The organism is Actinomyces bouchesdurhonensis (assembly GCF_963540955.1).
GTDB classification, from domain to species: Bacteria; Actinomycetota; Actinomycetes; order Actinomycetales; family Actinomycetaceae; genus Pauljensenia; species Pauljensenia bouchesdurhonensis.
On the sequence record NZ_CAUTSL010000061.1, the window covers coordinates 1 to 13,826 of the forward strand.

Sequence of the window (13,826 nt, forward strand, 5' to 3'; positions counted from 1 at the left end):
GGAACCTGGCACGAAACCTACTAAACCGAAACCAACACGTTTTGGCCTATAAGCCGGCGTTCGCCTCCACCGATCAGTCCGACCCGGGCCCCGCGGGTTAGTGTTATAGGACACTACGTGTTGCTGGAAGGGTAACTTTTCGGCGTGTTGATGCGGGAAAGTCGTTGTTGAAGGCGGTGGGTGTCAACGTGGAGGATGGATATAACGTGGTGGTTATGTTGCGGCTTGTCGGCCTGCTGGCGCGGGAAAGTCGTTGTTGAAGGCGGTGGGCGCCAACGTGGAGGGTCGACAAAGCGTGGTGGTTGTGTCGCGACTGTCCCCGGCCGCGTTCTCAATTTCGCACGTAATTCCCTCGTGACTGTTTCAAGATTTGACATCGCATCGTTGAAATCATGCGGTTTTCGGCCGTAGTTCAAAACTGAACAAGTTAAATTATGTGCGAGATTGTTGGGGAACTAGAGATTGTGGCACCAGCGCGGCTCGCGCCGCGTCTGTCCCCGGCCTCGTCGGCGGCATTGCTTGACTCCCGTTGGGCGGGCAATCGAAGAATTTCGCATGCAATTCCCCCAATACAGTATCGCGCCACACATGTGCATCGTTGGAATTGCAACGTTTGTAGATGCTGTTGAAAGTTCACTCAATCGAATTGCATGCGAAACTGTTCTGAGCGAGCGTACCCGCGCGCACGTGGGTATTCTGGCAATTTCGCGGGCATCCGGTCCTGTAACGAAAGCGCACCCGCGCGCACGTGGGCATTCTAATCCGCGCCTGGGCCCTCTGATTCGCACGCTAACCCGCTGATGCGAGCGTGGGCAGCCGCGCCCAGACGCGGAATAGCGGGTTGACGTGCGAAATAGCAGGCTAGTACTCGCAATAGCGGGTTCGCGTGCGAGCGACACGCGCGGCCAGGCGTCGTTGTGTCCACAATGCAGACTGCCTCGCCCACGACACCCGGGACAGCTCGCCCCATTGTCGGCGTTTGTTGCCGAGGTGGCCGGCTATGTGGGCGCCACACCACCGCGAACTGTGACCTCACCGCCCCGAACCGCGGCCTCGCTGCCAGCAAACGGGGGGATTTGCACCATTAGAGGCGTGACACGCCGGCGACACGCCGACAGGAGGGTTCTAGTGGTGCAAAAGCCCCCATTGTGCCTGGGTGGAGGTGGCTTGGGTGTGGACCGCGGGGCCAGGTGGCGAGGGCTGTCCGATTGGGGGCGGCGCGGGGCCTGCGGTTTGGGTGTGACGCCCTTCATGCCCGGGCATGACGGGGGGAATTGCACCAATAGAGGCGCGACACGCCGGCGACACGCCGACAGAATGCTCCTAATGCTGCAAAACCCCCACCGTTACCCCGGTGTCATGCTCCCTCACTGGTATAGGACTGCCCGGCTAGGCTCGGTCGGATGCCGGAAGGGCGCCGCCGACGGGACCCTGCTATACGCGCGGGTAGGACAGGCGCCGATAAACGCCGGAAAGGCGTCGCCGACAGGAACGGGGCAGGGGAAGGGGCGGCCAGCTCTGCGACGACGCTTGTTGCCGATGAGGCGCGACGTCTGATCGGGAAGATTCAACCCGTTCTGATCGGGTGCAATGCTCCCTTACGGCTCGAATGCCCCCGACCAGCTGCATTCCTCCCGAACAAGCACAACCCTCCCGATGGGCTGGTCCTGCCTGAAGTGCTGCGGAGCGAGCACACTAGCACCGCCGACGCGCCGACGATGCCCCACGACGCCTGGGACTAACTCGCGACCAATGCGTTGCGTCCTGTCACCCCGACCCGCCGGGGACGGCACACGGACACGCTGTTGTGCGGGCTGGTAGGGATTCCCCTGTAATGCGAGCCTCAATGGCCTGGTCAGTTGCCTTGTCTATCCTTTAGGTTCGCGATGGATGGCGTTGACAGGGCGCGAGAGAAATACTCAAAAACCATGTCGGAGGAAAGGTGCATGCGCTACGCTAGCGGTGGGGTGCGATGTTTGTCGGGCCCATCTGTCCAACCGTTAAGAAAGTGGGCCGCTGATGTCTCGTCGTCCCCTGTTGGCACTGTCGTTACTCACGACCGGTGCCCTCGCTCTCACCGCCGTCAGTGTGCCGGTCGCCTTCGCGGCCGACGCGACCGACGCTCGGGTCTCGTCGACCAACCAGGCGGCGGATGACTCGGCGGTCACCGTCATCGTCCGGCTCTCGCAGGAGCCTGGCGACCAGGCCTCCCGCTACGCCGAGGCGAAGAAGCGCATCGGTGACGCCGTGGCGCAGGCCAAGCCGGGCTCGAGCATCGAGGACGTGCGGGACTACCATCACGTCTTCCAGGGCTTCGCGATCACGGCGCCGCGTTCGACCCTGGCGGCCATCAAGGCCACGCCCGGCGTTGAGGGCGCGTTCGTCGAAGGACGTCACGCGCTGGTCAGCGACGTCGACTTCTGGGGAATCAACGGCGGCGAGAACTCCGATGATGCCCCCGCCATGGGGACGGCCTCGCAGATGACACGCGCGAACAGGGCCGCCCTGGCGGGTGAGGGGCAGGTCGTTGAGGTTATCGACACTCGCTTCGACACCTCGCACGAGGCCTTCGCGGGGACCGTGGACGCCGCCTCGCTGCGCCTCACGAAGGATACGGTCGCCGCTGTGACCGGCCAGCTGGGCGCCGGCAAGGGCGGAGCGTGGGTGAGCGATAAGATCCCCTTCGCCTACGACTACGGGGACGGCGACGCGGACGTCCTGGGGTCGGATGACGGTGGGCGCGAAACCTGGGGGGCCTATACCGAGGGCACGCACGCCGCGGCCCTCGCGGCCGCCAACGGCAGCGCATTCAAGGGCGCGGCTCCCGGGGCTCAGCTCATCGTCGCGAAGGTGACGCAGGACGGTGCCGATACGGCCAGCGACAGCGCGCTCCTGGCCGCCCTCGATGACGCCGCTGTCCTTGCCCCCGACGTCCTCACCGTGTCCTTCGCGACCATCGAGGGGATGAGTTCGGACTCCGAGGCACTGTACTCGCAGGTGTACCAGACCCTGAACGCAGCGGGCATCACGGTGAACGCGCCCGCTGGAAACGACGGAAGCGGAAGCTACGCCAGCGACCCGGACAACGGCATGATTGCCGTCCCCGCGTCCTACTCGTCCACCCTGGCGGTGGCCTCGGTCAGCGAGCAGGACATCATGGGGGCGGTGACCTTCGGTGACCGACGCATCGGCTACCGCACCATTACCAGGATGAACCAGGGTGATGCGCCCGGCTTCGAGAGTCTCGCGGAGGGAACCTACCGGGTTGTGTACGCCCGAAACGGTACGACGGCGGACCTGGAGAAGTACCTCGGATCGAACTACGGGGACCTGTCGCGCACGATCATCCTCGAAGACTGGGGAGGCACCGACGACAATGGGCGCGACGTCGAGCTCAAGCACCAGCTGAAGAACCTGAAGTCGCTCACGAGCAAGCCTGCCGGTCTCATGCTCGCATACGTGCGAGACACCGACACCCCCAAGAAGGCGGACGTGAATCGCTGGTTCAGCGTGCGGGCGGGAACCATCACCAAGTCTGATGGGGACGCCCTCCGCGAGGCGATCGCGGCTTCCGCGTCCGGCTACGTCGAGGTCACCGTGAGCCCCTCGGCGACGCTCTCCGTCCCTGCGAACGTCGAGGCCTCCGACTTCTCCTCCTCGGGAGCCACCTCCGACCTGCGTCTCAAGCCAGAGCTCGCGGCACCCGGCGGTCGGGTCATGGCCGCCACCCCGGGCAACAATTACGGCCGTCAGAGCGGAACGGCCGAGGCCTCGGCCCAGGTCGCGGGGATCGCGGCCATCGTGCGTCAGCGCGTCGCGACCGACCCCGCTTTCGCGGGCAAGAGCGCTGCCGAGAAGAACGCTCTGGTCTCGAATTTCCTGATGGGTACCGCCCACCCGCTTGCGGACGCGACCCTCGAGGATGGGACCTTCTACTCGCCGCGGCGCGTCGGAGCGGGCCTCGTGGACGCGGTTGCGGCCACGACCTCGCCCGTGTATCCGACCGTGGTGGGCGCGGCTGACCCCTCCCGCCCGAAGGCCGACCTGGGGGATGGCACGCAGGGCTGGACCTTCCAGGTGAACCTGACGAACGTCTCCGACACTGCCCACACCTACTCGCTCGGCGGCCAGGCACTGTCCGAGAACGTCGAGAACGGGCTGTTCACGCGGCACGCGACCAACTGGGCGGGGCGGGGCATTGACCTGACGTTCTCGGCGGACTCCGTGACCGTGCCCGCCTCCTCCAGTGCGACGGTGACCGTGACGGTGACTCCGCGCGAGGCCTTCGCCTCGTATGCGAGCGCGACCACTCCCAACGGAACATTCGTCGACGGCGCGGTGACCTTCACGAGCGCCGACGGGCAACCCGACCTGACGGTGCCCTACATGGGCTTCTACGGGTCGTGGGGAGCGCCCAACGTCTTCGATCAGCAGTGGCCGAACAACCATAAGGTCGGCTACGGGTCGACGGTCGCGCACGGCGTCATGCCTTTCGGCCAGTCCAACCCCTTCCAGGAGGAGGATGCGCGGATGGCGGACGGCATTGACCCCGACCGCGTCGTCATCTCGCGTTCCACGGAGGAGCGGGCCCGGCGCAGCATCGGCACGGAAACGGTCCTGTTGCGCGCCGTCCCCTCGCTGACGTTCACCCTGACGAACGAGGCCGGCCAGACCCTGCGCAGCGTCACGTGCGACCGTGCGGATAAGTCCGTCTACGACGACCACTGGCGTGCCTCGCACAACGTCGAGTTCATGTCGCCTGGATGCGCCCCGCGCTTCGACGGCTATGACGCCGACGGCAATGAGCTGCCGGATGGGCGTTACACGGTCACGATCGAGGCCAGCAACTACGGCCCGTCGGCGCAGACCCACCGGACCAGCTACAGCTTCTGGCTGGATACGGCGGCTCCCACGGTCTTGAACGTGTCCGTCGCGGGCGAGGGGGACGCGCGCACGCTGTCCTTCGACCTGACCGATTCCTCGCCGATCGCAGGCTACGGTTTCTCGCTGAGCCAGGACGGTGCGGTGACGATGTGGCACGTCGAAGATAACCCGTCCGCTCGCGCAGACGATGGCCTGTTCCACCAGCACTACGAGGTTCGCCTCTCTGAGGTGACGCAGGCTCTGGGCGAGAACCCCTCGAGCCTGTACCTGCAGGCGTGGGATTGGCCGGTGAACCGCGGGAGCGCGGCCGTTGTCGTGACGCCTGTTGCGATGACGTCGCTGTCGGTGTCGCCGCAGGCGGCCACGATGACGGTCGGCGACACCGCGACGGTGCGCGCCACTCACCAGCCGGATGACGCGAACGTGACCGACGTGGTGTGGTCCTCCTCGAACGAGGCCGTGGCAACGGTCGACCAGGACGGCGTCGTCAGCGCCGTGGGTGCCGGGGAGGCGACCATCACGGTGTCCGACCCGACCCAGCCGTCGGTGAGCGCCAGCGTCGCTGTTCGCGTGAGCGCTGCGGGCCCCGCGTCGCAGGCGGGCAGCTGGCGGTGGGATGTCCACGGCTGGTGGTACCGCTACGAGGACGGCAGCTACCCCTCGGATACGACGCTCGTGCTCGATGGGGCCACGTACCGCTTCGATGCGGCCGGCTACATGCGCACCGGGTGGGTGAGTGAGCGGGGCGTGTGGTACTACCATCATGCGTCCGGCGCCCAGGCCAAGGGGTGGGTGCTTGATGGCGTGCACTGGTACTACATGGATCCGGACACCGGGGCCATGGTGACGGGCTGGCTGCAGGTGGGGTCCGCGTGGTACTACCTGAGTCCCTCTGGTGGCGCGATGGCCACGGGGTGGTTGAAGGAGGGTGGTCACTGGTATTACCTGGATCGGACCTCGGGGGCGATGGCGACCGGGTGGCTGCGCATTTGGGGTACGTGGTACCACTTCGCTGATAACGGCCAGCTCATCGGCTAATTCGCGATTGAGATCGCTGACCCTAGGCCCGCGCCCCCGGACACTCTCCGGGGGCGCGGGCGTTTATGTACTCTGATGTGCTCTGTTGAGGGCGTGAAGTGTGACTTATTGGCAGTCGATGAAAGGTGTTTCAATGATGTGGTCAGACATTGTCCTACGAACGTTGTACCGCACTGAGCAATGAAGCGGTTTGTCTTACAAATAAGCCCATTAAGCGGTTGACAGATCGTGAGAAAAATTCGGGATAACTATGCCTTGATGGGGGAACGTGAGTTACTCTTAAAGCAAGGGGTCGTGCCGCGATGTTCGCCCCGTTTAACCAGTTGTCAAGAGAGTGGGTCATAGATGTGTCACCGTCGATTGTCGGCACTGGCGTTGGTTGCGACCGGTGCCCTAGCCGTCACCACCATGAGTGTGCCGCCCTCGTTTGCAGCAGACTCAAACCAAGCCGAGGCTTCCTCGTCCAGTGCGGCGTCGACAGACGAGGCGGCCACCGTTATCGTCCGGCTTAACGAGGGCATCGTCGGCCAGGACCGCGCGGCCGCCTATCGGGACGTGAAAGCGCGCATCGCCGAGGCCGTGGCCCAGGCGTCCCCGGGCGCCACCATCGAGGACGTGCGGGACTATCACCACGCCGTCGACGGCTTCGCGATCAAGGCACCCGCATCCACCCTCGCGTCAATCAAGAGCGTTCGCGGCGTCGCGGACGCGTTTGTGGAACGCTATCGCGCGCCGGTCTTTTATCCCGAAACGTCAGTGGCCGCGGACGCGCCAATCGCCGATCCGGCGAAAGAGACGCGCGCCGACCAGGTCGCCGGCTCGGGTCGGGGCCGCGTTATCGAGGTCATCGACGCCAGCTTCGACACCTCGCACGAGGCCTTCGCGGGGAGCATGGACGCCGCGTCGTTGCGCCTGACGAAGGGGGAGAGTGCCTCTCTCAGCTCCCAGCTGGACGCCGGGCGGGGCGGCGCGTGGGTCAGTGACAAGATTCCCTTCGCCTACGATTACGCTGATGGCGACACGGATCTGTCCCGCGGCTACGACTACGGGCCCGAGGACTATACGCTGCACGCGCATGGAACTCGTATGGCGGCGCTCGCGGCAGCGAACGGGGCGACGTATCGTGGCGCAGCCCCTCAGGCTCAGCTCGTCGTCGCGAAGGTCGTCTCCAATGGGGCGTCGGGCGCGCGCGACGCCGACCTGCTGGCAGCCTTGGATGACGCGATGGTCATCAAACCCGACGTCGTGTCCGTGGCCTTCATGGCGGACCGGGATCTCAGCGGCAACGCGTCGGCGTTGTACGAGCAGGTCTTTGAGCGGCTCGCCGACGCGGGCGTGAGCGTCGACGCGCCCGCCGGAGACAGCGGGCGCTCGGAGTGGCGCGCGCACGAGCGTGATCTGGGTGCCGTTGGCGCTCCCGGCTCGTACTCCTCCGTGCTGGCAGTGGCAGCCGTCGGCGTCGTCGCGGGGAACGGTCAGGAGGGCTATAAGCCCTTAGCGGCATCCTCGTGGGGGCCGACTCCCGACATGAGGCTCAAGCCTGAGATCGCCGCGCCCGGATGGGATGTGAGGGCTCCTGTCCCCGGCAATGAGGTACGTGACCTAGACGGAACGGGAGAGGCGTCGGCTCAGGTTGCCGGTGTCGCGGCCCTCGTGCGCCAGCGCCTGGCGGCCGATCCGATGACCGCGGCGATGAGCGAGGAGGAGCGCAGTACCCTGGTCACCAACTTCCTGATGGGCACCGCCCACCCGATCGTGGATGCCGGCGCGAAGGACGGGGCCTACTGGTCCCCGCGCTGGGTCGGTGCCGGCATGGTGGACGCGCTGGCGGCCACGACCTCGTCCGTGTACCCGGCCGTCGTGGGCGCGGCGAACCCGTCGCGGCCGAAGGCCGAGCTGGGCGAGAGCACCAGCGGGTGGACATTCCAGGTGCAGTTGACCAACCTCTCCGACACCGCCCACACCTACACGCTCGGTGGGCAGGTGCTCTCCGAGAGCATCAGTGGCGTCCTGTATACGAGGCATTCGACGAACTGGACGGGCAAGGGAATCGATCTGACCTTCTCCGAGGACTCGGTGACCGTGCCCGCCGCCTCCAGCGCCACGGTGACCGTCACCGTGAACCCGAGGGCCGAGTTCGCCTCGTTCGCGACCGAGCAGACGCCCAACGGCACGTTCGTTGAAGGCGCGGTGACCTTCACGAGCGCGGACGGACAGCCCGATCTCACCGTTCCTTACCTGGGCTTTTACGGCGCGGGTGGCGACACGCCAATCTTCGACAGCCCCGTGTACGGTGAGGAAACCATCGGCACATCCGCGATGACCTTCCATGGATTGACTCTCGGGCAGCTGAACCCGTTCGACCCGGAAGAGGACATAGCCATCAGTACGAATGACCGTGACCTGTACATCATCTCCCGGTCGACGGATGAATACGCACGAACGTATGCCACCCCTGGTACCGTGCTGCTGCGCGACGTCGTCTCGCTGACGTACACCTACACCAACGAGGCCGGGGAGGTCGTGCGCTCCTACAAGTACGGTGGCGCACCCAAGAGCAGGTCCTACTCCAACGGACGCTACTGGGAGGTCACCCGGGCGGAAGACGCGTTCGACAAAGCGCCCCTGTTTGATGGGTACGACGAGAACGGCAACGAGCTGCCGGACGGCAACTACACGCTCACCATCGAAGGCACCACCGGTGGCGCCTCTCCTGTCACCGAGAAGCTGACCCATGTGATCACGCTGGACACGGCCCCGCCCGTCATCTCGAACGTGGCGATTTCGGGCGAGGGGGATGGGCGCACGCTGTCCTTTGATGCCACCGACGCGTCGCCCTTCCCGGGATACGGATTCTCGTGGACGCAGGACGGTGAGCCTTTCATGCGCGAGAAGTACTACGGCTGGGGCGAGATCGGGGACGACGGGCTGCACCACGTCCACTTCGAGGTGCCGCTCTCCCAGATTGCCGAGCGTGCGGGTGGTGACCCCTCGAGCGTCTACCTGCAGGTGTGGGACTGGCCGGTCAATAGGGCAAGCGTGAAGGTGGACCTCACGGCCATTCCCATGACGAAGCTGTCCGTCTCTCCCGAGGCGGCGACGCTGTCGGTGGGCCAGAGCGTGACGCTGAGCGCCTCTCACGAGCCCGCGGATGCGAGTGTGACTGACGTCGTGTGGTCCTCCTCGAACGAGGCCGTGGCGACGGTGAGTGCGGATGGTGTGGTGAGCGCGGTGGGTGCCGGGGAGGCGATCATCACCGTGGCTGATCCGACGCAGCCTTCGCTTGTGTCCGCGAGCGCTACGATTCGCGTTGAGGCTCCTGCTCCCGCGCCGAAGGCGGGTGCGTGGAAGTGGGATGGGCGCGGCTGGTGGTACCGCTACGAGGATGGCTCCTACCCGTCGAGCGCGACCCTCGTCATTGACGGGGCGACCTACCGTTTCGATGCGTCGGGGTACATGCGCACGGGGTGGGTGAGCGAGGGCGGGCAGTGGTACTACCACAAGGCGTCGGGCGCTCAGGCCAGTGGCTGGGTGCTCTCGGGTGTGCGCTGGTACTACCTGGATCCCGCCACGGGTGTCATGTCGACCGGTTGGGTCAAGGTTGGTGGCACCTGGTACTACCTGAGTCCTTCTGGTGGTGCGATGGCCACGGGGTGGTTGAAGGAGGGTGGTCACTGGTACTACCTGGATCGGACCTCGGGGGCGATGGCGACCGGGTGGCTGCGCATTTGGGGTACGTGGTACCACTTCGCTGATAACGGCCAGCTCATCGGCTAATTCGCGATTGAGATCGCTGACCCTAGGCCCGCGCCCCCGGACACTCTCCGGGGGCGCGGCGCTGCGGTGGTCGGTGGTCAGGCGGACTGTTCCGATTGGGATGGCTCCTTGTATGTTGGGTGGTTGAAGAATCCCTGCATTCGGTCGTCTATATTCTGAGCAGGTGCATAGAAATGCGCATATTTAAGCGCATCACAAGTTTGACACATTGTGAGAAAATAAGTGATTTAAACGGCGCTTGAGGGAGATGCAGGCTAGTCTAGATAGTGGAGCGCGTCACATTGTTGGCGTTGCTCGCCGTCCAGCAGTCGACCACCATGTGAGGTACCGATGTCTCATCACAAATTCGCATCACTGGCGCTGATAACGACCGGAGTGATGACACTGACCGCGGTCTGCGTCCCATTCGCCGACGCTGCGCGAATGAGCATGGCGAGCCATGCTAGTGCGATCCCATCCGCGACGCTGCTCGCCCCCAGCCCTGACGTCGAAACAATGAGTCAGGACATTTGGCAGAACTCAACCGCTCTCGCCCTTGGCGAGGTGGAGCGCCGCACCGATCGGCGTGACGCCTTTTTGAACGCCCTACTGGTCCCCTCGTTCCGTGTTGGTGCGACCATGTGGAGCCTGTTGGCTTCCGCTGTGGGGCGCGTCGATACCGTGCAGGGTGGGTCGCTTGTGCAAGGAAGGACTGCTTTGAGCGTAGGGCAGGGGAGTGTCTTCTCCCTGACCGCCACGTGGGCGCCCGACGATACGACCGCTTCAGTGCACATCGAGTCTCGTGGCCTTACGCATCTGAACGTCCAACGTGCAAACGAGGATGCGGTGACATCTGTTGTTGCGGATGGAAAGTGGGAGCGCGCCCTCCTCGGCTGGTGGTACAGGTATCCGGATGGAAGCTACCCGAGGAACCAGGCAGTGACGATTGACGGAAAGGTCTACCGTTTCGACTCAAGTGGGTACATGGAGACAGGCTGGGCCTACGATGGTCGCTCCTGGTATTATCACTCCTCCTTAGGCGTCATGATCACCGGCTGGGTCAATGTCGAAGGTTCCTGGTACTACCTGAGGCCTGGCACTGGGACGATGGTCAAAGGATGGTTCCAGGACGGGTCATCGTGGTACTACCTGAGTACTTTCAGCGGAAAGATGGTGACGGGCTGGCTGCGCACCGCAGATGGTTGGTACTACCTGAGGCCTGGCAGCGGAGCGATGGTGACCGGCTGGTTCCAAATTGGATGGCAGTGGTACCAGTTTGATGGCAGTGGCAAGTGGATCAGCTAATGCCACGGAGCTGCGCACAATCCCAGAGTTTTCACAGGCTCTTCCGGTGATGTCCACAGGCTCACCCTCTACAGTAGGTGTCATCACAGGGGAATACGGCACGGGCCACACGGGTCCGGCACATGCCGACGAAACATTCAAGAGGAGTCATCTGAGAGCAACTGCACTGTGTTGATGGGATACGCTGAGGGGTCGACCGAAAGGTCGGCCCCTCAGCGTATCTAGGCGCATCCGCCTGCCGAGATTAGGGTTAAAGGACAAAACATGTTGGTTTTGTGGCGACTTTTCGGCGTGTTAGTGCGGGAAAGTCGGTATTGAAGTTGGTGGGAGCCAACTTGAAGGATGGACAAAACGTGTTGGTTGGGGGTTGGTCTCAGGCATCGTCGAGGGAGGCGTCGGTGGCACTGGCGCCCGGGCCGCCGATGGGGGTCGGCCCCATCGGTAACAAGCAACATGATGGAACCGGTGCCCGCTCGCCCCTTCGTCGTGGCTGTCAATCAGTAATTTCGCACGTAATTCCCCTGCGAGTAGTTCAAATCTTGAATTCACATCGTTGGAATTGCAACGTTTTTGGGTGGTCTCGAAAAGTGACCGAGGGAAATTACGTGCGAAATTTGTCTGGGCCAGGCCTGCCGCCCTCGGGCGCCGCGGCCAGGCCCGCGTCTTGAGAGCTCGGCCGTGCCCGGGCTGCTGTGTGCCGGTGGGCGGCGCCTTCCTGCGTTTTGTTGCTTGTGGCCCGGTTGTGGCTGTCAATCAGCAATTTCGCACGTAATTCCCCTGCGAGTAGTTCAAATCCTGAATTCATATCGTTGGAATTGCAACGTTTTTGGGTGGTCTCGAAAAGTGACCGAGGGAAATTACGTGCGAAATTTGTCTGGGCCAGGCCTGCCGCCCTCGGGCATTGCGGCCAGGTCCTCCGGACCCTCCGGCGCCCTCCGCACCAGTGCGGCTTGTGCTTATGGGCGTCCCACTCCACAGGACTTGACAGCTGGTCGTGGGATGCGCGTGGGGGATTTGGCAGCATTAGGAGCGTTTTCGCGAAACGCTCCCGGCGCGTCGTGGTTCCTCATGACGCAATTGCCCCGTTCGATGGCCGCAGCCGTGGCTCGAGTAACCCGGGTGCCCAAAGCGTAGAGCACTTCGACTCACATGCGTGACAATGTGGTGTTTCGGGTGAAGAGATCCGCACTTTGAGCGACACGGTGCTTGCCATGGCGGGCTTGGCTCACGCTCAGGTTAGCGGTCCGACGTGCACGGGATTGCACGCAGTGCGTTCTGGCGTTGAGCGCGGTTCTCACCTCATAACGCCGCCACCGGCGCCACAGCCAGGCTCAACGCATGGCGTCCCATAACACGGAAAAACCGGGGCGCCCCGGACTTCCAAGTGAAGACCCGACGCGCCCCGGCCTCGTCAACGACGAGACGAGCGATTCTAGAGGCGCTCGACCCCCGCGTCCCACGCTGCGCGCATGGGGTTCGCGTCGGCGACCAGCTGATCGAAGCGCAGGTCGGCGATGTCGATAACTTCGCCGAGAGCGAAGCGGGCCTCGCGGGCAGGCGAGTGCTCGACGCGACGCCACCCGGACTCAAGCAAATGCTTACGGTCCACCACGTTACTCACGCAGATGATGAGCGGGCGCCCAAACTTCTTACGGTAAGCGCCACCCAGGGCACGCAGCTCCTCGGCCTCCTTGTCTGTCAACTCACCGACGGACAGGTTCGACGTGTCCGCCAGCGACTGATCGTCACCTTGCCCATCGAGGACCAGGGAGACGATGTCGTCATAGGAGGCAATGAGTTCCTCCGCCTCCTGAGGAGTCGCCGCCAAGACCGCGTCCTCGAAGGAAGAACGCAGCTCGGACACGGACGCGAAGGGGCGTGCCTCCCAGGCGCGTTCCGCCGGCCACGTCTGCGACGTGAACATCTGGGAGAACGTGGACACGAAGGTCGCGCGATCCATCGCATTCACGTCATCCAGGTTGATCTTCTTGCCGTTCACCACGGCAACATCCGGTGACGCTTGGCGCCCGATGTGGAAGAACAAGAGGTTCAAAATGATGGCCGTCAGCGAACCGATTGTGACGCCCGAGCCAAAGATGATCTGCAGCCAGGACGGCATGACGCTAACGATGCCGGGCTTCAGAGTGACCAGCAGTGCCATGCCGATCGACGTTGAAACAATGACGGCGTTGCGGTTATCGCGCAGGTCCACCTTGGCCAGGGTCTGGATGCCAACGACAGCGACGTTAGCGAACATCGCCAGGGATGCGCCACCGATGACGGGCTGAGGGATGGCTGCGACGATGGCCGCGGCCTTGGGCAGCAGACCCAGGACAATCATGAAGACGCCTGCCGCGGTGACGACCCAGCGGGACTTCACGCGGGTCAGGCGCACCAGGCCGACGTTCTGCGCGAAGCAGGTGTAGGGGAAGGAGTTGAGGACGCCGCCCAGCAGGGTCGACAGTCCATCGGCGCGCAGCGCGTTGGCGATGTCTCGAGGCGTGATGCGCTTACCCACGACCTCGCCGGTGGCAAAGACGTCGCCGGTGGTCTCCACGGCGGTCACGGCCATGACGATGATCATGGCGAGGATCGCGGTGAGGGAGAACTTGGGAATGCCGAAGTAGAAGGGCGTGGTGATGCCCAACCAGGTGGCCTCGCCCACGCCCGAGAAATCGGTCTTGCCCATTGCAAAGGCGACCGCGGTCATGATGAGCAACGCCAACAGGACCGACAGGGTCCCCATGAAGCCCTTGAAGAGTCGTTGGATGATGACGATGATCGCGATCGTTCCAAAAGCGAAGGCCAGGGCCTCGAAGGTTGCGGTTGCCTTGGCGGCGTCG

At 64.0% G+C, this 13,826-nt stretch carries 4 protein-coding genes; 3 read left to right on the forward strand and 1 reads right to left on the reverse strand.

Translation table 11 applies throughout. From position 1 onward, the window contains the following. Positions 1-2,019 precede the first annotated feature (2,019 nt). The 3 genes from RYL44_RS08885 (at position 2,020) to RYL44_RS08895 (ending at position 10,983) form a co-directional block, all read left to right on the forward strand. Positions 2,020-5,922, forward strand: coding sequence for a S8 family serine peptidase (locus RYL44_RS08885; RefSeq protein ID WP_314975755.1), 3,903 nt, complete (start codon positions 2,020-2,022; stop codon positions 5,920-5,922). Between the two features lie 345 nt (positions 5,923-6,267). Continuing rightward, on the forward strand, positions 6,268-9,699 hold the full coding sequence (locus RYL44_RS08890; RefSeq protein ID WP_314975756.1) for a S8 family serine peptidase: 3,432 nt from the start codon (positions 6,268-6,270) through the stop codon (positions 9,697-9,699). Positions 9,700-10,128: 429 nt separating this feature from the next. Then, positions 10,129-10,983 (forward strand): hypothetical protein, encoded by an 855-nt coding sequence (locus tag RYL44_RS08895; RefSeq protein WP_314975757.1) that lies wholly within the window; start codon positions 10,129-10,131, stop codon positions 10,981-10,983. A 1,432-nt stretch (positions 10,984-12,415) separates the two neighbouring features. Here the strand turns inward: RYL44_RS08895 and RYL44_RS08900 are convergent. Next, a partial coding sequence (locus RYL44_RS08900; protein WP_314975758.1) for a solute carrier family 23 protein occupies positions 12,416-13,826 on the reverse strand: 1,411 nt, incomplete at its 5' end.

Coding starts and splice junctions, on each gene's coding strand:
- RYL44_RS08895 (WP_314975757.1), top strand. CDS start 10,129: ATGGCGAGCCATGCTAGTGCGATCCCATCCGCGACGCTGCTCGCCCCC.
- RYL44_RS08885 (WP_314975755.1), top strand. CDS start 2,020: ATGTCTCGTCGTCCCCTGTTGGCACTGTCGTTACTCACGACCGGTGCC.
- RYL44_RS08890 (WP_314975756.1), top strand. CDS start 6,268: ATGTGTCACCGTCGATTGTCGGCACTGGCGTTGGTTGCGACCGGTGCC.